The sequence below is a fragment of the Georgenia muralis genome (assembly GCF_003814705.1).
GTDB lineage: Bacteria > Actinomycetota > Actinomycetes > Actinomycetales > Actinomycetaceae > Georgenia > Georgenia muralis.
In genome coordinates this window covers 1295148-1314895 of sequence record NZ_RKRA01000001.1, presented here as the reverse complement: position 1 = coordinate 1314895, position 19748 = coordinate 1295148, and the positions used below count along the sequence as shown (strand labels likewise).

The following is a 19748-nucleotide window of genomic DNA, read 5'->3' as shown; positions in this document are numbered from 1 at the left end:
ATGGCCACGATCATCTCCATCGAGACCCCCTCCCTCGGCGACCGCAGCTACCTGGTCCACGACGGCGAGGTCGCCTTCGTCGTCGACCCCCAGCGCGACATCGACCGCATGCTCGACGCGGCCGAGAAGGCCGGCGTGCGGATCACCCACGTCTTCGAGACCCACATCCACAACGACTACGTCACCGGCGGGTACGCCCTCGCGCAGCAGGTGGGCGCGCGTTACCACGTCAACGCCGCCGACGACGTCTCCTTCGAGCGCGAGCCCATCCACGACGGCGACGTCGTCGAGGTCAGCCCCGAGCTGAGGGTCCGGGCCATGCACACGCCCGGCCACACCTTCACCCACATGTCCTACGCCCTCGAGGGTGACTCGCCGGCCGTCTTCTCCGGCGGCTCGCTGCTCTTCGGCTCCACCGGCCGGCCCGACCTCCTCGGCGCCGAGCACACCCACGACCTCGCCCACCACCAGTTCCGCTCGGCGCGCCGCCTTGCCGAGGAGCTCCCGGGCTCGACGAAGGTCATGCCGACCCACGGGTTCGGCAGCTTCTGCTCGGCCACCTCGACCGGCGGCGACACCACCGCGTCGACCATCGCCCAGGAGCGGCTCATCAACCCCGTCCTGTCCCAGGACGAGGCGGACTACGTCGCCGAGGTCGTCGCCGGGCTCGACGTCTACCCCGCGTACTACGTCCACATGGGCCCGGCCAACGCGGCCGGTCCCGCCGCACCGGACCTGTCCTTCCCCGAGCAGGCCGACAAGGCCGAGCTGCGCCGCCGTCTCGAGGCGGGGGAGTGGCTCGTGGACCTGCGCACCCGCACCGCCTTCGCGGCCGGGCACGTCCCCGGCTCGTTCGCCTTCGGGCTGGACGGGCAGTTCTCCACCTACCTCGGCTGGCTCATCCCCTGGGGGACCCCGGTCACCCTGCTGGGCGAGACCCGCGAGCAGGTCGCCGAGGCCCAGCGCGAGCTGGTCCGCATCGGCATCGACCGGCCCGCGGCGGCCGCGACCGGCGGGCCGGAGGACTGGACCGACGAGCCGCTGGCCACGATCGACCGGGCGACCTTCGCCGACCTCGCGCAGGTCCGCCACCACCGCGAGGTCTCCGTGGTCGACGTCCGCCGGGTCTCGGAGTGGCGCGACGGGCACATCGAGGGCTCCGTGCACATCCCGCTCCACGACCTCCTGGGCCGGATCGACGAGGTGCCCGCCGGTGAGGTGTGGGTGCACTGCGCCGCCGGCTACCGCGCCACCATGGCCGCCTCGTTCCTCATGGCCAGGGGCCACCGGGTCGTCGTCATCGACGACTCCTTCGACCAGTCCGCCCGCGCCGCCGGCCTGCCGGTGCTCGAGGAGACCGCGGCGGTCTGACGGTGCTCGCGCTGACCATCCCGCTCGGCCTGCTCGTCGGCATCACGCTCGGGGCGCTCGGCGGTGGCGGCTCGATCCTCACCGTCCCGGCGCTGGTGTACCTCCTCGGCCAGGACGTGCGATCGGCCACCACCGGCTCGCTCATCATCGTCGGGATCACCACCGCGATCGGGATGCTCCCGCACCTGCGGGCGGGCCGGGTGCGGCTGGGGCAGGGTCTGGTCTTCGGGCTCCTCGGCGTGGCCGGTGCGTACCCGGCGTCGTTGCTGTCCGTGCGGGTCGACCCCCAGGTGCTCCTGGTCGCGTTCGCCGGGCTGCTCCTGGTGGTCGCCGGTCTGATGACGCAGCGCAGGCGCAGCGCCGCCCGGTCCGCCCGGTCCGCCCGGGCCGGCGGGCCGGTCGTCGAGGCGCGCACGAGCCCGATCCTGAGCCTGCGACCGCTGCGCTGCGACTGCGGCCGGGCGGTCGTCCTGGTCCTCACGGCCGCCGCGGTCGGCCTGCTCACCGGCTTCTTCGGGGTCGGGGGCGGCTTCGCTGCGGTCCCGGCGCTCGTGCTGGCGCTGCGGCTGCCGATGCCGGTGGCCGTGGGCACCTCCCTCGTCGTCATCAGCGTCAACAGCGTCACCTCCCTGGCCGCGCGCCTGGGGCAGGACGTGAGCCTGGACTGGGCGGTTCTCGGCCTGTTCACCGCGGCCGCGGTCGCCGGCAGCCTCCTGGGCAGCCGGGTGGTCACCCGGGTGCGTCCCGAGCGCCTCAGCCTGGCCTTCACGGTGCTGCTCGTCCTCGTGGCCCTGGCCATGGCGGTGCAGTCCGTCCCCCGGCTGCTCTGACGGTCACTCCCGCCCCGCTGCCACACTCCTCCCACCACTGCCGCCCCCGCCCGCTGCCGGAAGGATCGCCATGCCCGACACGCTGACCCACCCGCGCACGCCGACCGCCCGGCGCTCCTGGTCCGGCCCGGAGCGGCGTTCCGTCGCCGGCATGGCCGCGGTGGTCGTCCTCCTCAACGTCGTCGGCTGGGGCGTGCTCCTCCTCGCCGTCGCCCCGCAGCAGATCGCGGTCGGCGCCACCGGCGTCTTCGGGGTCGGCCTGGGGATGACCGCCTTCCTCCTGGGCGTACGGCACGCCGTCGACGCGGACCACATCGCCGCGATCGACAACACCACCCGCAAGCTGGTCGGCGAGGGGCGGCCGGCCCTCAGCGCCGGCTTCTGGTTCTCGCTCGGCCACTCCAGCGTCGTGTTCGCGCTCTCGCTGCTGCTGGCTCTGGGCGTGCGGGTCCTGGCCGGCCCGGTCCAGGACGAGAGCTCCCAGCTCCAGCAGACGCTCGGGCTGATCGGCACGGTCGTCGCGGGGACCTTCCTCATCGTCATCGGCCTCATGAACCTCGGGTCGGTCTCGGGGATCGTCAAGGTCTTCCGCGAGATGCGCGGGGCGCCGCTCGACGAGGCCGAGCTCGAGCGCCTGCTCAACAACCGCGGCCTGCTCGCCCGGCTGCTCTCGCGCGTGATGCGTCGGGTGACCAAGGCCTGGCACCTCTACCCCGTGGGCCTGCTCATGGGCCTCGGCTTCGACACCGCCACCCAGGTGGCCCTGCTCGTCCTGGCCGGCGGCACCGCCGCGTTCACCCTGCCCTGGTACGCGATCCTCGTCCTGCCGGTCCTCTTCGCCGCCGGGATGAGCCTCTTCGACGCCGCCGACGGGATCTTCATGGCCCGGGCCTACCGCTGGGCGTTCCTGCGCCCGGTCCGCAAGGTCTACTACAACCTCACCGTCACCGTGATCTCGGTCGTCGCGGCACTGGGCATCGGCACGGTCGTGCTGGGCCAGCTCGTCGCGGAGACCTTCGACGTCGAGGGCGGACCCCTCGGTGCCGTCGCCGCCCTGGACATGACCTACGTCGGGTACGGCCTGGTCGCCACGTTCGTCCTGGTCTGGCTCGTCAGCGTCACGGTGTGGCGGTTCGGCCGCATCGAGGAGCGCTGGGGCACGGCCCAGGCCTGAGCCCCGCCCGCTCGTGCACGGCGGCGCTCAGGCCCGGCGCGGCGGCAGGACGTACCGGTCGAGGTCCGCGGCGGCCACCACCGCGACCGTCCCGGCGCGGGCGCGGGCCTGCCGGACGAGGACCTCGACGTCGGGACACCGGGACGAGAAGTGCGTGAGGACGAACTGGCCGACGCCGGCCGTCGCCGCGAGCTCGCCCGCCTGGCCCGCCGTGAGGTGGAGGTAGGTGTGCGCGAGCGCGGCGTCGTCGTCGGCGAAGGTCGACTCGCAGAGGAGCAGGGTCACCCCGTCGGCCAGCTCCTCGGCCCCGGCGCACGGCGCGGTGTCCATCACCAGGGCGAAGCTCTGGCCCGGCCGCGGGACGCTGACGTCGGCCAGGGTGGTCCCGTGGAGGGTCCCCGCACGCAGCAGCCGGCCGACGTCGGGCCCGGCGATCCCCGCCGAGGCCAGCCGCTCGGGGACGAGGCTGCGTCCCGCAGGCTCGGCCAGCCGGTAGCCGAAGGTGGCCACCCGGTGGCACAGGGGCGCCACGGACAGCCCCTCGGCGACCTCACCCGCCGATCCGTGCGGGTGCAGGCGGAGGTCCGGGGGGCGGGTGGCAACCTCCACCAGCGCCCGCACGACCTCCTCGCCCTGCGCCGGGTAGTGCAGGTGGACGGGGTGCTCGACACCGTCCAGCGCCAGGCGTGAGAGGACCCCGGGCAGCCCGTAGCAGTGGTCGCCGTGGACGTGGGTGAGGCAGATGTGGTGGACCGACGACGACGCCACACCCGCGTGGGTCATCTGCCGCTGCGTGCCCTCCCCGGGGTCGAAGAGGTAGCCCGTCCCGTCCCACCGCAGGAGGTAGCCGTTGTGGTTGCGGGTCCGGGTGGGCACCTGGGAGGCGGTTCCGAGGACGACGAGCTCGCGCGTCACGGCGTGTCGGTACGGTCGGGGGGTGGGGCGGCCGGGCCGGCGTCGGCGGCGGTGACGCCCAGCGGGCTCGGCGCGGCAACCGGCGGGGGCGCCGTCCGGCTCGCGGGTGGCGCGGGTCCGGCGGGGTCGTCCGGTGGGGCGGCCAGAGCGTGGGCGACGACGGGCTCCGTACCCGCGGCCGTGTCGGGTTCGAGTGGGGCGACGCCGATGACGTCGGGTGCCGGGGGCGCGGTAGCGCTCCGGGCGGTCTCGGCGTCGGCCACCCGGCCCGACTCGAGGAAGGCGTTGAGCCAGTGCGCCCGGGGGTCGGCGGTGATGAGCACCGCCTGGAAGAAGAGCGTGAGCGGGACGGCGAGGATCGCCCCGAGAGGACCGACGACGAGGGACCAGAACACCAGGGACAGGAACGTCACGGTCGGGTTGAGGCCCACGGCGTCGCCGACGAACTTGGGCTGGACGACGCTCTGCATCGTGAAGTTGACGACCGAGTACACGACGACGACCCACACCATGGTGGCGACGTCACCGTCGAGAAGGGCGAGCAGGGCCGGCGGGATGAGCCCGATGACGAAGCCGATGTTGGGGATGTAGTTCGTGACGAAGGCAAAGACCCCCCAGGTCAGGGCCATCGGGACGCCCAGGACGAGCAGCGCGACGACGTCGAGCGCGGCCACGAGCAGGCCGAACGCCGTGCTGACCACCCAGTACCGGCGCACGCGCAGGGCGAAGTCGGCCAGCGCTCCCGCGAGCAGTGGCCGCGCGCGGCGCAGCAGGTCCCAGCGGTGGGCGCCGGCCGTGACGTCGAGGCTGATGAAGAACATCATCATGACCAGGAGCAGGACCTGTGACGAGGCGGCTCCGAGGCTGTCGAGCAGGCTCCCGGCCAGGCCCACGAGGCTGTCCACGCTGAAGCTGTCGAGGGCGTCGTCGATCTGCCCGGTGGCCACGCCGAGGCCCTCGAGCCAGAGCAGGACCTCGTCCCACATCCCGGTGAACCGGCCCGCGTAGCGGGGCAGTGCCGTGGAGAGATGGGCGACGGCGATGCCCGTCCCGGCCACGAGGACCAGGAGCAGCCCGTACAGGCCGAGGAGCACCGCCGTCCCCGCGAGCCACGGCGGCCAGCCCACCCGCACGAGCCACTTCTGGAACGGACGCCCGGCGATGACCAGGGTGAGGGCGAAGAAGGTGGGCGCGAAGATCCCCTGGACGGCGTTGAGTCCCGCCACCGCGACCGTCACCGACGCGGCGACGACGACGAGCACGACGCTGACGGGGACGGCCCGGGACGATGTCGGCGGTTCTGCGGTCGGAGCTGTCATCGGGACCTCGGCTCTCGGCGGCCGCCGGGGGGCGGGACCGGCGTGCGGACGGGCCTCGGGCCGGCGTCATCATGATGGCACGCGCCTGTGACGTGAGGGGTCCGTCCGTGGTCGGCCGTCCCTGGCAGGATGAGCCCGTGGAGATCGTCGAGACCCTGCTGCCCGGCGTGGGCATCCGCTACGAGCTGTCCACCCGGGAGGGTCGCAGCATCGGGCTCGTCGTCCACCGCGATGGGGAGGTGGACCTCTTCTCCTACGCCGAGGACGACCCGGACGAGGCCACCGACACGGTCCACCTCCAGGCGGAGGAGGCGACCGCGCTCGCCGAGCTCATGGGCGCACCGCGGGTCACCCAGCGCTTCGCCGACCTCTCCCGGGAGGTCCCGGGACTGGTCTCGGCGCGCCTGACCGTCGAGCCGGGCAGCCGCTACGACGGCGCCGTGCTGGGCGACACCCAGGCCCGGACGCGCACGGGGTGCTCGGTCGTCGCCATCGTGCGGCGCGACGACGTCGTGACCGCCCCCGGACCGGATGCGTCGCTGCGCGGGGGCGACGTCCTCGTCGCCATCGGCGGCGAGGCCGGTCTGCACGAGCTCGGCGCGCTCCTCGACGAGCCGGCCTAGGACGCACGCGTGGACGAGCTCGCGAGGCTGCTCGTCGAGCTCGGCGCGCTCTTCGCCGGGCTGTCCGTCCTCGGGCTCCTCGCCCGCTCCGTGGGACTCTCACCCATCCCCTTCTACCTCCTCGCCGGCCTGGCGTTCGGCGACGGCGGGCTCGTCCCCCTGAACGCGGCGGAGCCGTTCGTCGACGTCGGTGCCGAGATCGGCGTCGTCCTCCTGCTGCTCACCCTGGGTCTGGAGTTCTCCGCGCCCGAGCTCATCGGCTCGCTGCGGCGTCACAGCTCCTCCGGGCTGACCGACCTGCTCCTGAACTTCCCGCCGGGGCTCGTCGCCGGGCTGCTCCTGGGCCTGCCCTGGCCGGCCGCGGTCGCGCTCGGCGGCGTCACGTGGATCTCCTCCTCGGGCATCGTCGCGCGACTCCTCACCGACCTCGACCGGCTCGGCAACCGCGAGACGCCCGCCGTCCTCTCGGTCCTGGTCATCGAGGACATCGCGATGGCGCTGTTCCTCCCGGTGCTCGTGGTGATCCTGGCCGGCGGGGGGCCGCTCCAGGCGCTGGTCGGGGTGCTGCTCGCCCTCGGGGCGGTGCTCCTCGTGCTCCTGGCGGCTCACCGTGGCGGGCACCGCGTGGGCCGGCTCCTCGCCCACGACGACGACGAGCTGGTGCTGCTGCGACTCATGGGCCTGACGCTGCTCGTGGCCGGCTTCGCCCAGGGCCTCGGCGCCAGCGCCGGCGTCGGGGCGTTCCTCGTCGGCCTGGCGGTGCCGACGAGCTTCGCGGACCGGGCCCGCCGGCTCCTCAGCCCCCTCCGGGACCTCTTCGCCTCCATCTTCTTCGTCGCGTTCGGCCTGTCCACCGATCCCGCGGCGCTGTGGCCGGTGCTCCCCGCGGCGTTCGCGCTCGCGGCGGTGACCACCGGGACGAAGATGGGCACCGGCTGGTTCGCGGCCGCGCGGGACGGCGTCCGCCGCCGCGGCCGGCTGCGCGCGGGCGCCGCCCTCGTGCCCCGCGGGGAGTTCTCCGTCGTCATCGCCGGGCTCGCCGTGCCGCTCGCCCCCGCCATCGGCCCCGTGGCCGCGGCGTACGTCCTCGTCCTCGCGGTCGTCGGCCCGCTGCTGGCGCGGTTCGTCGAGCCGGTCGCCGAACGGCTGCGGATCGTCGCGCCCCTCCCGGTCCCGGCCGGCGCGGGCCGGGTGCCGCCCCGGCGCTGAGGGCGCGTGTGTGTGGCACGCCGGGGCGGTGAGCACGCCTCGGTGGCGACGCCCGCCCCGGTCAGTACTCCGCGGTGACGGAGGTGACCTCGTGGCGGGCCGCCGGCGGGACGGGCTCGTCCCCGCAGCTCGCGGGGCGTGGACCGCCCGTTCCCGGGACGACGTCGACCACCACCTTCCAGCTGCGACCGACCGCCTCCCACCGGCTGACCCAGGTCGTGATGGCGCCGTCGTCGACGTCGGTCCGTTCCGGGGCCGGCGTCCCGGTCGCGCCCAGCTCCTCCGCGCCGAGGAAGGTCAGAGCCCCGGCCGCGTCGACGCCCGCGGCGAGACGCAGGCCGATCTCCGCCGCCTGGTGCGGCGGTGGCAGCGCCGCCCGTCCGCGCAGCGCACCGAGGAGGAGCCGGCCGCCGTCGTGCGCCTCGGTGAGGGAGGGGACGTCGGCGGGGGTCAGGCGGCCGTACACCACCCCGTCCGGAACCACGAGGGTGTTCGCGGCGAGGCGGTGCCCGCCGAGGTGGCTCGCCTCCCAGGTGCGGTCCGGGACGGAGGCGGTGAGGGCGGCGGCCAGCGGCCGTCCCAGGCGGCCGCAGCACGGGTCGCGGCGGGCGTGGGTGCACACGAGGTACTGGGTGCCGAGCGGCTCCCAGCCGTCCGGCACGGTCCCCGCGCGCAGGGTCGCCAGCGCCGCGGCCAGGTCCCAGCCGGCGACCTCGCCGAGGTGGGTGACCTGCCGGACCGCGCCGTGACCACCGGCCGCACCCAGGGCGACGAGCATGACGGTGGCAGGGTACGGCACGCCGTGCCGGGCCCCGCACCGCCGGACCAGCAGGGGGGTCACCCCGAGCGGGGTGAGGATCGCCTGCAGCCGGCCGCCGAGCCCGTCGCCGCCGGGTCCGGGGAAGACGGCGTCGCGCATGACCTTCGCGCCCCAGGGGCCGCCGTGCTCGAGCAGGAGGTAGCCGGTGGCGGTGGACGCCGTGCCCGCCAGGGTCTCGCCCGCGGCGAGGCTGAGCCCGCTGCAGGAGTCGGGGAAGGGGGTCACGCCCGAGCCGGGGGTCGCAGCCACCGCAGGTGCTCGACGTCGCCGAGCAGCTCGAGGCGGCGCCACAGCACCGACTCGGGCAGCGCCTGGCTGGCGTGCGCCGCGGCGGCCACCCGCTGGCGGCGTCGCGTCACCGGCAGGACGAGGTCGACGTCGTCGGGGCCGTGCCCGGCGAACGGGGCGCCGAACTCCTCGGCGAGGTCGCGGGCGACGTCGGCCGGCAGGGTCCAGCCGAGGACCGGCAGGTCGAGGCGCGCGGCCGCGGCGAGGGCGGCGTCCGTCGCGGCCCGGTGGTCGGGGTGGCCGGTGATGCCGCTGGGGTCGAACGTGAGGAGGGCGTCGGGGAGGTCGCCGTCGCCGAGCGCCGCGACCACCTCCTCGGCGAGCAGGTCCGTGCCGACACCGCCGAGGCCACCGTCGGGGTAGGACCGCAGAACGGTGCGGCTGATGCCGAGGGCCTCGGCGGCACGGTCGAGCTCGGCGGCGCGGAGGACGGCGAGGTCGCCCTCGACCCCGTGGAGGGTGGAGGCCTCGCCGTGGGTGAGGCAGAGGACCTCCACGGCCGTCCCGGCGCTGACGAGCCGGTCGATGACCGCGCCGAGGCCGAAGGACTCGTCGTCGGGGTGCGCGACGACGACCAGGGCCCGCCGCCAGGGCGGCAGGCCCGGCACGCTCGGGCGGGTGGTCTCGGTGCTGACGCTCACAGGTGTCCTACGGTCGTGTACCGCCCGCGCACACGCGCGCGCAGGGCGCCGGCGTCGCCGGCTCCAGGGTCAACACTGGGGCACACCGCCTCATTCCGCTCGCCGGAAGGGCTCCTTCCCGCGCGGACCGCGACGTCCGCACGCCGCTGCCCCGCCGAGCCGGGCTCGACGGGGCAGCGGGGTGGTGCGGTGGTGCCGGCTGGTGCGGTGGTGCCGCCTCAGCCCACCGAGACCAGGGTCGAGGCGACGGTGGACCCGCCCGAGGTGAAGTTCACCCGGCCGAAGTACGGCACCGTCGCGTCGCCCGGCAGGACCGCGGTCACCGTCGCCGGCTCGCCGCGGGCCACGACGAGCTCGCTCGGGTCCAGGGTGAGGTTCCCGGTGTCGGCGTCCGGCACCTCGAAGAACCGGACGTCGAACTCGGCCTCGGCCGAGCCGTCCCCGACCGCCCACGCCTGGACGTGGAGCGTCCACTCCCCGGACGGGAAGTTGTCGATGGTGAGGGCCTCGTCGGCCGCCCCGGTCGCCGCTGCGGCGACGATCTCAGTGCTGTCCTTCCTGGTGAGGAAGAGGTCGAGGTCGTCGCCGTCGGGGTCGGTCGACCTCAGCTCGATGCGGACCAGCGGGCTGTCCGTGCCGATGGTGAAGTCCTGGGAGTAGACCTGCCCCGCGGTGATCGCCGCGCCGCCGTCCGCGCCGGCGGTGTCCGGCGCGGTGGCCGCGGTGACCTCGCCGGCGGCGAGACCGTCGACGTCGGTCCCGATGGTGCCGCTGAAGCCGGGCAGGATCTCGATGTCGACGGAACCTGCGCCCGCCGGGGCGGTGACGATCGCCGGCGCGGAGGCCGGGACCGGCCGGACGACGACGGGGCTGCCCACGGACGAGCCGTCGGAGCCGGTCCACACGAGCTCACCCTTGGCGTAGGCGCCCATCCGCGTCGCGTCCGTGCCGGCGACGGTGATCGTGACCTCGGCGGAGGCGCCCTTCTTGAGGGTGACGGTCTCGGGCGAGACGGTCACATCCAGCCCGGCGAGCCCGGTGATCTCGGCGGTGAACGTCGCGGTCCTCCCGGTGACGTTGGTGATGGTGCGCGTCACCGTCTGCGAGCCGACGAGCTGCCCGATCGCGATCGACGGCAGGTTGAGGTCGGAGGCGTCGACGGGGTTGTCCGAGACGGGCGTCCCGTCGCCCCAGACGACGCCCTGGCCGGCGAGGAAGTCCCACCAGTCCTGGGAGCTGGTCTCGTAGACGAGGCCCGGGTCGAGGAACTCCCTCGGGTCGACGAACCCGGCGCCGGAGGCGAACGGGTCGGACGAGGTGGCGCTCGCGTGCGGGTCCGCCGTCGTCATCATCGCCGACTTGACCGCCATGGGCGACCACCTCGGGTGCTCCTGGATCACCAGGGCGGCCAGGCCCGCGATGTGGGGGGAGGACATCGACGTGCCGGAGACGAAGTTGAAGTCCATGCCGCCCAGCTCGGGGCTGTACCCGGCGAGGACGCTCACACCGGGCGCGGAGACGTCGGGCTTGAGCAGGTCGCCGCCCGCCGCGAGCGAGGGCCCGCGGGAGGAGAAGCCCGCTACCTCGGGCACCTCGGTGGTGGTGCCCTCGTTCGTGTCGAGGATCCGGCCCACCGGGTTCTCGGCCGTGCGGACGTAGGCCCGGACGGCGTCGCGGTACGTGTGGGACAGGTGCACGGAGGGGACGGCGTGGATGTCGGCGTCGAGCGAGCTCTCGGTGACGTTGAGCTGGACCATGCCGACGCCGCCGGCCTGCTCGACCGCCGCGCTCTTGTCGACGCGGGCGATGACGCCACGGTCGCAGACCACGATCTTCCCTGCTGCGCCGGTCGGGTCGAGCGAGCCGGGCACGCACAGCCCGGCGTCCGCGACGCTCGCGCCGTCCGCGGGGATGTCCTCGGAGACGACCATCTGGGTGTCGGTGGTGATCTCGCCCTGGACGGAGGCGCCGATGTAGCGCTGCCCGTCGCCGGTGACGAGGGTGGCCTCCATGACGTTGTGGGTCGAGGCGGCCACGGTGGTGATCCACGGCGACGGGTGCGCCACGGTCGAGACGCCGGGGCCGCTGTTGCCCGCGGAGGCGGCGACGAAGACGCCGGCCTCGGCGGCGCCGAGGAAGGCCAGCTCGACGGGGTCGAGGACGTTGGTCAGGGTGCCGCTGATGGAGAAGTTGAGGACGTCGACGCCGTCGGCGACCGCGTCCTCGATGGCGGCGACGGAGTCGCTGCCGTAGCAGCCGCCCCCGGTCGTGGAGTCCCAGCAGACCTTGTAGGCCGCCACCTGGGCGGCCGGGGCCATGCCGGAGATCTCGCCGTAGCTCACGCCGTCGATGACCGCCTCGACGCCGGCGTTGCCGGCCGCGGTGCTGGCGGTGTGGGTGCCGTGACCGTCCACGTCGAGCGGGGACAGGCTCTCGTACTCGGCGAGGTCGTTGTTCGCCGCGAAGGTCTCGGCGTAGAACCGGGCGCCGACGAGCTTGTCCGAGCAGGAGAAGTCCTCCTCCTCCCCGGTCTCGCACGCGCCCCGCCAGCCCGTGGCGGGGGCGGCGCGCAGGCCGAGGTCGGCGAAGGAGGGGTGCTCGGGCCGGATGCCGGAGTCGATGATCCCGACGACGACGCCGGAGCCCGCGCCGCCACGGAGGTTCTCCACGCCGCCGAGCCGCTCCCACACGCCGTCCTCGCCGGAGAGACCCAGGACGTCGGGCGAGACCGCCGTGTCGGGCTGCATGAGGTCGTCGGGGGTGACCCCGAGAACCCCGGGCTGCTTGGCGAGCGCCTCGGCCTGCGCGGCGGTCAGGGTGGCCGAGAAGCCGCTGACCGTGTCGGTGAACCGCTGACGCGCCTCCACGCCCGTGGCCGCGATGACGCGCTCCTGCTCCTTCTGCAGCAGGCCGCGGTAGCGGTTCGCGGCGGCGGTCGTGGGGTCGAACTTCTCCCCGGCGGCCGGCCTGGTCGCCGCGTAGCCCGCGACGCCGCCGGTGTAGGCGGCGACGGGGGCGTCGTCCATGACGACGACGTAGGCGCCGTCCTCGAACGCGGAGTCCTCGGCGAGCTCGGTGAGCCCGGTGTCGGCGGTGCCGGTGAGGGTGAGCCCGGCAGGGGCCGCGACGGCCGGCAGGTAGCCGGCGCTCGCGGCGGTGGGGAGCGCCGCGAGGACGACTCCGAGGGTGGCCGCGGCGGCTGCTGCGCGCCGGCGCGACCTGGAAGAGGCTGACATCGATGGATCTCCTACGGTCAAGAGACGGCACAGGTTGTCGGGGACGACAGGTTCCGGTATTCAATGCGCCCGGATGTCCGTTTGTCTGTAGCCGCATGCGGTTCCCGCTTGACCTCTTCGTGCCATGGCACGATCCGGCCACCCCGGGCCGTCCCTGGCGCGTGGTCCCCGGGACGCCGCGGCCGGTTCGCGCAAGACTGGTGCGGCAAGCACCCGTCCCGTGCCCCGCCCACCGCGGGCACAGCAGGTCGAGCCCGTCGTCAGAGGAGACGCAGCCATGGGGAAGCCCGGTGTCCAGCTCATCGCCTACGCCGACCGCTTCGGCGGCTCGGTCGCAGGCCTGCTCGACCTGCTCGACGGCCCGCTCGCGGACGTCTTCGAGGGGGTGCACCTCCTACCGTTCTTCACCCCCTACGACGGCGCCGACGCCGGGTTCGACCCCGTCGACCACACGGCGGTGGACCCGCGCATGGGCGGCTGGGACGACGTGCGCGCCTTCGCCGCGCGCTACACCCTCATGGCCGACCTCATCGTCAACCACGTCTCGGCCGGCTCCGCGGAGTTCCAGGACGTGCTCGCCCGGGGCGACGACTCCCCGCACGCCGGGATGTTCCTCACGATGTCGGCCGTCTACCCCGACGGCGCGGACGAGGACGAGCTCGCCGGGATCTACCGCCCACGCCCCGGCCTGCCCTTCACCCCCATGACGCTCGGGGGACGCCGTCGCCTCGTCTGGACGACCTTCACCTCTCAGCAGATCGACCTCGACCTGTCCCACCCGGCCGGCCAGGCCTACCTCGACCGCGTCCTCGGTGCGCTCACGGCCGGTGGGGTGACCATGGTCCGGCTCGACGCCGTCGGGTACGCGGTCAAGACCGCCGGGACGTCGTCGTTCATGACCGATCACACCTTCGCCTTCATCGACGACCTCACCGCCCGGGCCCGGGCGCTCGGTGCGGAGGTCCTCGTGGAGATCCACAGCCACTTCGAGCGACAGGTGGCCATCGCGGCCCGGGTGGACCGCGTCTACGACTTCGCCCTGCCACCGCTGCTGCTGCACTCGCTCTACACCGGCGACGGCGCAGCCCTGCGACGCTGGCTCGACGTGCGACCCACCAACGCCGTCACGGTGCTCGACACCCACGACGGCATCGGCGTCGTCGACGTCGGCCCCGACCAGATCGAGCCCGGCCGGCCGGGCCTGCTCACGCCCGACGAGGTCGACGCCCTCGTCGAGGGCATCCACGAGCGCTCCGAGGGGCGCTCGCGCCAGGCCACCGGCTGGGCGGCCTCCAACGTCGACGTCTACCAGGTCAACTGCACCTACTACGACGCGCTCGGCCGCGACGACGCCGCCTACCTCCTGGCGCGCGCCGTCCAGCTCTTCACCCCCGGCATCCCGCAGATCTACTACGTCGGCCTGCTCGCCGGCACGAACGATGGACCTCCTCGCCCGGACGGGCGTCGGGCGGGACATCAACCGGCACCACTACACGCCCGAGGAGATCACCGCCGGTCTCGAACGGCCGGTCGTGCGCGCCCTGCTGGACCTCGTCCGGGTGCGCAACACCCACCCCGCGTTCCAGGGCGCGTGCGTCACGGGCGGCGACGGTCCGGTCGTGACGATGACGTGGTCCGACGGCGGCCACCGCGCCGTCCTCGAGGCGGACCTGGCCGCGGCGCGCGCCACCGTGACGCTCACCGACCCGGCGGACCCCGCCGGGCCCCGGCGCACCTGCTCCGACCTCGTCACGGGGACCTCGGCCCTGGTCTGAGGGCGGAGCTCGCGGGACCGGCCCGGCCGAGGCGCCGCGGTCGAGCTCCCCGCGCGGCCGCTGCGGCGGGTCGTTCGCGAACGGCTCCGCCGGCCCCGTCAGTCGTGGCTGGCGGGCTCCTCGGCGTCCCCGGCGGCGGCGCGGGCCAGGACGAACAGCAGGTCGGAGAGCCGGTTGAGGTAGAGCCGGACGTGCTCGCTGACGTCGTGCCCCGCCCCGGCGGCGGCGAGCACGTGCCGCTCGGCGCGACGCGCGACGGCGCGGGCCTGGTCGATCGCCGCGGACGGCACGGTCGCGCCCGGCACGACGAACACCGGGCGCAGCGGACGCGCGGCGACCTCGGCGTCGATGAGCTCCTCCAGGCCGACGACCATCTCCTCGGTGACGCGGGAGACGCCGTCCTGGAGGTGGTGACGCCGGTCGGGGTGGGTGGCGAGGTCCGCGCCGACGACGAACAGCTCGCGCTGGAGCTCCAGGACCACGACGGCGAGGCGCTCGTCCGGGCAGGCCGCCCGGGCCACCCCGAGGACCGCGGCGAGCTCGTCGACGTCGCCGTACGCCTCCACGAGGACGTCCGACTTGGACACCCGGCCACCGAGGAACAGGCCGGTCGTGCCGTCGTCACCGGTGCCGGTGTAGATGCGTGCCACGGGCCCAGCATCCCACCGAGCGGCTCCCGCACGGCACGCACACCGATCCTGGAGGGACCTAGGTCCTTGGGCCACCTCGCGCGGGGCGCCACCGCCTACACTGCGAGCAGCCCATCATCGGGGGAAGCCGGTCCAAGTCCGGCGCTGACCCGCAACCGTGGGCCGTCGGTCTCGTGCCGGCGGCGAGCCGGGATGCCTGACGACGGGTGCAAGGCTCTACCCGTCGAGGTCTGCGGACGGAGCCCGAGACGGCCGTGTCCGGCCGCGCCCCACGGGCGCCCGGACGGGCCGCGCGGGTGCGTGCGCAGGCCGCTGCACCGAGAGGCACCCCATGACGTTACGACCGGCGGCCCTGACCGCGGTGGCGGTCCTCGCCCTCGCCGCCCCCGCCACGGCTGCGGCCGCGACCCTTCCTGTCCCGGCGTCCCCGGCGCCGGCCGCTCCGGTGGTGGCAGCCTCCGTCGCGACCGGCGATGCGTGCACGGGTCCCGACGGCGTCACGGTCGTGGTCGACCTCACCGACCTCGGTGGCGCCGTCGAGGTCGGCTGCGCGGACGGCGACCCGGCGACCGGCCGTGAGGCGCTCGAGTCCGCCGGCTTCGCCCCCACCGACTCCTCGCCCGGGTTCATCTGCGCCGTCGAGGGTCTGCCGGACCCCTGCCCCGAGGAGTTCGACGGCAGCTACTGGTCGTACTGGACCGCCGAGCCGGCGGGCGACTGGGTCGCGCAGACCGAGGGCGCGGACACCACCGACCCGGTACCGGGGACCTTCGAGGGCTGGCGCTACAACGACGGCTCCACCGGGCCGGGTGTCGCCCCGGCCGCGCTCGCCGGCACGGCAGCGAGCGACGCCGCCACGGAGGACGCGAGCGCCTCGGCCCCGGACTCCGCCGACGCCTCCGGCGAGGCGGCGACGGACGAGGTGGCCGGTGACGGACCGGACGCGGACGGCGGCTTCCCGGTCGGTGCCGCGCTCGCGGTGGGCGCGCTCGTCGCGCTGGTGGCCGTCGTCCTCGTCCGGCGCCGGAGCTAGGCGGACGGCGTGGCCGCGACGAGGGTCGACGCGACGGGTCCGTCCGACCGTCGGACGGTGCCGGCCGGTCGGCCGGCGCGTCCGAGCGCCTCTCGGAGCGCGCGCCCGGCCGCTCGGGTGCACCCGCTGGCGTGGTGGGCCTGGGCCCTCGGCGTCGCCGTCGCCCTCTCGGCGACCACCCACCCCGTCCTGGTCACCCTCCTGCTCGGCGCCGTCGTCGCGGTCGTCCTCGCCCGGCGCGACGACTCGCCGTGGGCGCGGGCCTTCCCCGCCTACCTCGTGCTCGGGGCCGCGATCGTCGTGCTCCGCGTGGTCTTCACCCTCGTGTTCGGGCTCGGCGGGTCCGGGCCGGTGGTCCTCGACCTGCCGGTCGTCACCCTGCCCGCGTGGGTGCGAGGGGTGGAGGTGCTCGGCCCGTTCCACCTCACCTCACTCCTCGCGGCCGTCACCGAGGGCCTGCGGCTGGCCGCGCTCGTCGTCTGCTTCGGCGCCGCGAACGCGCTCGCCGACCCCAAGCGGGCGCTGCGGGCGCTGCCCGCCTCGCTCCACCCGCTCGGCACGGCCGTCGTCATCGCCGTGACCGTGACACCGCAGCTCGTCTCCTCCGTGCTGCGGGTGCGACGCGCGCAGCGGCTGCGAGGAGCGGGCGGCCGTGGCCCCCGGGCTGCCGCCGCCCGCCTCATGCCCGTCCTCCAGGACGCCCTCGACCACGCCCTCGCCCTCGCCGCGTCGATGGACTCACGCGGCTACGCCCGGGCCGCGACGCCGGGAGGCGACCGACGGGTCGGCTGGGCGCTCGTCGTCGCCCTCGCCGCCGCGGTCGTCGGCACCTACGCCCTGCTCGACACCACCGCGCCGCGCTGGCTGGGCCTGCCGGTGCTGGCCGTGGGCGCCGTCGTCGCCGTCCAGGCCTCCCGGGTGGCGGGGCGCCAGGTGCGCCGGAGCCGCTACCGGCCGGACCGCTGGCGCCGCACCGAGACCCTCGTGGCCGGGGCGGGCGCCGTCGCGGCGGGCGCGGTGGTCCTGGCCGCGGCCGGAGGGGCCGACCTCACCCCGCCGGCCGGCTCGCTCGCCTGGTCCGTGCCGGCGCTCGGGCTGGTGGCGGTCGCCGCGGCGCTGGTGCCGATGGCCGTCGGGCACCTGGTCTCGCGGCCCGCACGGGGGTCGCGATGATCCGGTTCGAGGACGTCACGGTCACCTATGCCGGCGCCGCGGGGGCGGCCCTGCGTGGGGTGAGCGCCCACGTGGAGGAGGGCGAGCTCTGCCTGGTCGTGGGGCCCACCGGCTCGGGGAAGTCGACGCTGCTCGGGGCGGCGAGCGGTCGCGTCCCGCACCTCACCGGCGGTCTCCTCGCCGGGCACGTCGTCGTCGAGGGCCGCGACACCCGCGACCACCGGCCGCGCGACCTCGCCGACGTCGTCGGTGTCGTGGGGCAGGACCCCGTGGCCGGGTTCGTCACGGACACGGTCGAGGAGGAGCTCGCCTTCTCGCTCGAGCAGCTCGGCGTGACACCGGGGATCATGCGCAAGCGGGTGGAGGAGGTCCTCGACCTGCTGTCGCTGGCACCGCTGCGCTCGCGGCCCCTCGCCGACCTCTCCGGTGGCGAGCAGCAGCGGGTCGCCATCGGCGCCGTGATGACGGCCCAGCCGCGGGTCCTCGTGCTCGACGAGCCCACCTCGGCGCTGGACCCCACCGCCGCGGAGGAGGTTCTCGCCGCGCTGGCCCGCGTCGTGCACGACCTCGGCGTGACCGTGCTCCTCGCCGAGCACCGGCTCGAGCGGGTGGTCCAGTTCGCGGACCGGGTGATCTCCCTCGACGTCACCGGGCGCGCCGTCACCGGCCCGCCGGCCGAGGTGCTGGCGCGCTCCGCCGTCGCCCCGCCGGTCGTGGAGCTCGGCAGGGTGGCCGGGTGGGACCCGCTGCCGATGTCGGTGCGCGATGCACGGAGGGTCGCCCGGCCCCTGCACGACCGGCTGGTGGAGCTGGGCGGGTCGTCCGGCGCCGCCGGAGGACCGGTGACGCCGCCGGTGGCCGGACCCCTGCTCACCGCCCGCGGGGTCGAGGTTCGTCACGGCGCGGTGCACGCCCTGCGGGGGGTGGACCTCGAGCTGCGGCCGGGCGAGCTCGTCGCCGTCATGGGCCGCAACGGTTCCGGCAAGTCCTCGCTGCTCTGGGCGCTCCAGGGGCAGGGCCCCCGCTCGGGCGGCTCGGTGCGGGTGGGAACCCCCGGTGCCGACCCTGCCGGGTTGCCTCCCGGGCAGGCGCGCCGCCGGATCGCCCTGGTGCCGCAGTCGCCCTCGGACCTTCTCTACCTCGACACCGTGGGAGCCGAGTGCGCCGCCGGCGACGAGCAGGCCGGTGCCGAGCCCGGGACCGTCAGCGCGACCCTGGACCGGCTCGTGCCCGGTGTCCCCGCGGACGCCCATCCCCGCGACCTCTCCGAGGGTCAGCGCCTCGGCCTCGCGCTGGCGGTGCAGCTGGCCGCCCGACCGGCGGTCGTCCTCCTGGACGAGCCGACGCGCGGCCTCGACTACGCCGCGAAGGACCGGCTCACCCGCGACCTCGCGGACCTCGCGGCGGCGGGCACCGCGGTGCTCCTGTCCAGCCACGACGTCGAGTTCGTCGCCGGCTTCGCCGACCGGGTGCTCGTGCTCGCCGACGGTGAGGTCGTCGCCGACGGCCCGGTCGGCGACGTCCTGCGTGGGTCGCCCACCTTCGCCCCCCAGGTGTCGAAGATCCTCCGGCCGCTCGACGTCCTCACCGTCGACGACGTGCGTGAGCTCCTCGCCGTCGGGAGGGCGACGTGAGCGGGCCGGCGGTGCCGGTCGGGGGGCGGACCGCCGTGACGCTGGTCCTCGCCTCCGCGGTCGGCCTGCTGGCCTTCACCTGGCCCCTCCTCGTCGACGCGGGCGCGGTGCTCTCGGACGCGACCACCGCGCCGCTGGTGCTCGGCGTCGTCCTGGCGGGGGTGCTCGCCGTGGTGCTCGTCGGCCTGTCCGACGGCGGGCTGGACGTCAAGGCGATCGCCGTTCTCGGTCTGCTGTCCGCCCTCGGCGCGGTGCTCCGGCCGCTCGCCGCCGGGACGGCGGGGATCGAGACGGTCTTCTTCCTCCTCATCCTCGGCGGGCGGGTGTTCGGGCCGGGGTTCGGGTTCGTCCTGGGGTCGACGACCCTCTTCGCCTCAGCCCTGCTCACCGGCGGCGTCGGGCCCTGGCTCCCCTTCCAGATGCTCGGGGCCTCGTGGATCGGACTGGGGGCAGGCCTCCTGCCGAGGCGGCCGCGCGGTGGGGCCGAGCTGGCGATGCTGGCCGCCTACGCCGTGGTGGCCGCCCTGCTCTACGGGCTGGCCATGAACCTGTCCTTCTGGCCCTTCCAGCTCGGGCTCGGCACCGAGCTCTCGTTCGTGGCGGGCGAGGCGCTGGGCGAGAACCTCGGCCGGTTCCTCACCTACAGCGTCGCGACGTCGCTCGGGTGGGACGTCGGGCGGGCCGTCACCACGGCAGCAGGTGTCCTCCTGCTCGGGCGCCCGGTGCTGGCGACGCTCCGACGGGCGTCGGCGCGAGCCCACTTCGGGGAGCCCGCGGTCCTGTTCGAGGCGGACGCGCGGACCAGCGGCAAGCCTCTCGCCTGACCGGCCATGACCGGCCCTGACCGGCCCTGACCGGCCCTGACCGGCCCTGACCGCCCCTGACCCGTCCTGATCGCGCACGTCTCGGTGGATCCGCGCTCAAGGGGTACCGCCGCCTTTCCACAGGTCTGACCTGCGTCTTCGCCTCCTTCTCGTCGGATGTCGGTACCCGGGCATAGCGTTCCGAGCAGTCGAACAAAGGTTCGCCGGCACCGTGAAGGAGGTCGAGATGGCCG

General features: G+C 75.0%; 15 protein-coding genes, 1 pseudogene and 1 riboswitch. Of the genes and pseudogenes, 10 read left to right on the top strand and 6 right to left on the bottom strand.

The features are described from left to right. From EDD32_RS05795 to nicT, 3 genes are all read left to right on the top strand, one after another. Nucleotides 1–1371, top strand: coding sequence for an MBL fold metallo-hydrolase (locus EDD32_RS05795; RefSeq protein ID WP_123915705.1), 1371 nt, complete (start codon nt 1–3; stop codon nt 1369–1371). 2 nt (nt 1372–1373) lie between these two features. Continuing rightward, nucleotides 1374–2201 (top strand): sulfite exporter TauE/SafE family protein, encoded by an 828-nt coding sequence (locus EDD32_RS05790; RefSeq protein ID WP_123915701.1) that lies wholly within the window; start codon nt 1374–1376, stop codon nt 2199–2201. Between the two features lie 70 nt (nt 2202–2271). Next, nucleotides 2272–3375, top strand: a complete 1104-nt coding sequence (gene nicT / locus EDD32_RS05785) for a Nickel transporter NicT (RefSeq protein WP_246005997.1) — start codon at nt 2272–2274, stop codon at nt 3373–3375. A 27-nt stretch (nt 3376–3402) separates the two neighbouring features. On the opposite strand, the gene EDD32_RS05780 is transcribed toward nicT, so the two are convergent. Together EDD32_RS05780 and EDD32_RS05775 are read right to left on the bottom strand one after the other, a co-directional pair. After that, the gene (locus tag EDD32_RS05780; protein ID WP_123915698.1) at nt 3403–4290 is read right to left on the bottom strand and encodes a ribonuclease Z; all 888 of its coding nucleotides are present in this window, start codon (nt 4288–4290) and stop codon (nt 3403–3405) included. Then, nucleotides 4287–5609, bottom strand: a complete 1323-nt coding sequence (locus tag EDD32_RS05775) for an AI-2E family transporter (protein ID WP_123915695.1) — start codon at nt 5607–5609, stop codon at nt 4287–4289. Before EDD32_RS05775 ends, EDD32_RS05780 begins: the two co-directional genes overlap by 4 nt. A 137-nt stretch (nt 5610–5746) precedes the next feature. On the opposite strand from EDD32_RS05775, the gene EDD32_RS05770 reads away from it, so the two are divergent. Beyond that, nucleotides 5747–6232, top strand: a complete 486-nt coding sequence (locus EDD32_RS05770; RefSeq protein WP_123915692.1) for a cation:proton antiporter regulatory subunit — start codon at nt 5747–5749, stop codon at nt 6230–6232. 9 nt (nt 6233–6241) lie between these two features. Beyond that, nucleotides 6242–7441: a cation:proton antiporter gene (locus tag EDD32_RS05765; RefSeq protein ID WP_123915688.1), complete on the top strand. Its 1200-nt coding sequence runs from the start codon at nt 6242–6244 to the stop codon at nt 7439–7441. 61 nt (nt 7442–7502) lie between these two features. Here the strand turns inward: EDD32_RS05765 and EDD32_RS05760 are convergent, their stop codons facing one another. From EDD32_RS05760 to EDD32_RS05750, 3 genes are all read right to left on the bottom strand, one after another. Then, a complete protein-coding gene (locus EDD32_RS05760; RefSeq protein WP_123915686.1) occupies nt 7503–8510 on the bottom strand; it encodes a ferredoxin family protein in 1008 nt (335 codons plus the stop codon). After that, a complete protein-coding gene (locus EDD32_RS05755) occupies nt 8483–9190 on the bottom strand; it encodes a PIG-L family deacetylase (RefSeq protein ID WP_246005996.1) in 708 nt (235 codons plus the stop codon). The genes EDD32_RS05760 and EDD32_RS05755 overlap by 28 nt, the downstream gene beginning before the upstream one ends. Nucleotides 9191–9408: 218 nt before the next feature. Then, on the bottom strand, nt 9409–12426 hold the full coding sequence (locus EDD32_RS05750) for a S8 family peptidase (protein ID WP_123915683.1): 3018 nt from the start codon (nt 12424–12426) through the stop codon (nt 9409–9411). Between the two features lie 277 nt (nt 12427–12703). On the opposite strand from EDD32_RS05750, the pseudogene gtfA reads away from it, so the two are divergent. Then, nucleotides 12704–14201 (top strand): annotated as a pseudogene (gtfA, locus tag EDD32_RS05745) (sucrose phosphorylase). A 98-nt stretch (nt 14202–14299) separates the two neighbouring features. On the opposite strand, the gene EDD32_RS05740 reads toward gtfA, so the two are convergent. Continuing rightward, nucleotides 14300–14851: a cob(I)yrinic acid a,c-diamide adenosyltransferase gene (locus EDD32_RS05740; RefSeq protein WP_123915680.1), complete on the bottom strand. Its 552-nt coding sequence runs from the start codon at nt 14849–14851 to the stop codon at nt 14300–14302. 121 nt (nt 14852–14972) lie between these two features. Further along, a riboswitch (cobalamin riboswitch) is annotated at nt 14973–15048 on the top strand. A 134-nt stretch (nt 15049–15182) separates the two neighbouring features. On the opposite strand from EDD32_RS05740, the gene EDD32_RS05735 reads away from it, so the two are divergent. From EDD32_RS05735 to EDD32_RS05720, 4 genes are all read left to right on the top strand, one after another. After that, on the top strand, nt 15183–15884 hold the full coding sequence (locus EDD32_RS05735; RefSeq protein ID WP_123915677.1) for a hypothetical protein: 702 nt from the start codon (nt 15183–15185) through the stop codon (nt 15882–15884). 117 nt (nt 15885–16001) lie between these two features. Then, nucleotides 16002–17057 carry an energy-coupling factor transporter transmembrane component T gene (locus EDD32_RS05730; protein WP_123915674.1) on the top strand — a complete coding sequence of 352 codons (1056 nt, stop codon included), beginning with the start codon at nt 16002–16004 and terminating at the stop codon, nt 17055–17057. Beyond that, entirely contained in the window at nt 17054–18691 is a 1638-nt protein-coding gene (locus tag EDD32_RS05725; RefSeq protein WP_123915671.1) for an ABC transporter ATP-binding protein, read from the top strand. The genes EDD32_RS05730 and EDD32_RS05725 overlap by 4 nt, the downstream gene beginning before the upstream one ends. Beyond that, nucleotides 18688–19515: an ECF transporter S component gene (locus EDD32_RS05720; protein WP_246005994.1), complete on the top strand. Its 828-nt coding sequence runs from the start codon at nt 18688–18690 to the stop codon at nt 19513–19515. Before EDD32_RS05725 ends, EDD32_RS05720 begins: the two co-directional genes overlap by 4 nt. The last annotated feature ends 233 nt before the right edge of the window (nt 19516–19748 follow it).

Bases quoted from the DNA above. Each gene is read 5' to 3' on its own strand.
- EDD32_RS05725 (WP_123915671.1), top strand. From the start codon at position 17,054: ATGATCCGGTTCGAGGACGTCACGGTCACCTATGCCGGCGCCGCGGGG.
- nicT (WP_246005997.1), top strand. From the start codon at position 2,272: ATGCCCGACACGCTGACCCACCCGCGCACGCCGACCGCCCGGCGCTCC.
- EDD32_RS05750 (WP_123915683.1), bottom strand. From the start codon at position 12,426: ATGTCAGCCTCTTCCAGGTCGCGCCGGCGCGCAGCAGCCGCCGCGGCC.
- EDD32_RS05775 (WP_123915695.1), bottom strand. From the start codon at position 5,609: ATGACAGCTCCGACCGCAGAACCGCCGACATCGTCCCGGGCCGTCCCC.
- EDD32_RS05795 (WP_123915705.1), top strand. From the start codon at position 1: ATGGCCACGATCATCTCCATCGAGACCCCCTCCCTCGGCGACCGCAGC.
- EDD32_RS05735 (WP_123915677.1), top strand. From the start codon at position 15,183: ATGACGTTACGACCGGCGGCCCTGACCGCGGTGGCGGTCCTCGCCCTC.